The organism is Pseudomonas fluorescens (assembly GCF_902497895.1).
In the GTDB taxonomy this organism is placed as follows: Bacteria; Pseudomonadota; Gammaproteobacteria; order Pseudomonadales; family Pseudomonadaceae; genus Aquipseudomonas; species Aquipseudomonas fluorescens_BP.
The window spans coordinates 1-568 of record NZ_CABVHQ010000168.1; the positions used below are offsets into that span (position 1 = coordinate 1).

The following is a 568-nucleotide window of genomic DNA, read 5'->3' on the forward strand; positions in this document are numbered from 1 at the left end:
TGACTTGCGTGCCATCCGGCAGTTTCGTGAGAACGGCGCTGTGAAGGCTCGGTTCGGCGTAGACATCGAGCGAGCCCCAGCGTGTCGCGACCTGATATTGGTCACCGGCAATCTGTCTCAGATCGCTGATGGAAACATAGCCGCGTAGCGAACCCTCGGCGTTGGTCAGCTTGGCCGGCCCAAGGGTGTTTTCCAGCTTGCGGTAGTCTCCGTCGCCGCTGACCGTCACCTCCGCCCCCCGTGGCAGGAGGTCGAGCACCTTGCCCGATCGGGCCTGATTGCGCACGTTCAGGCCGCATTGCGTTGGCTGGCCGGGGCGTATGTCGTTTACCGTCGCCTTGACCCGACGGACCACTCCCTCGGGCCAGAACGCCGGGCGAACCAGTGCGGCATCCTCCTGGTAAACCGCCCAGTCCTGCAGGTGCAGGTACAGGCTGTAGAAGGTCAGGCTCGGCGGCGTGTCCGGGCTGCCCTCGAGCTTCGGCGCTTGCAGGCGATGGCGGACCAGCACGAAATTGCGCGAGAAGGGTTTCTTTACGGACAGCTTGTGGACCCAGTAGGCCGTGGT

Annotated in this window: 1 pseudogene; it reads right to left on the bottom strand. The window is 64.1% G+C overall.

Going from position 1 to position 568, the window contains the following annotated elements:
* Positions 1 to 568: pseudogene (locus F8N21_RS30695) on the bottom strand (hypothetical protein); the annotation flags it as partial.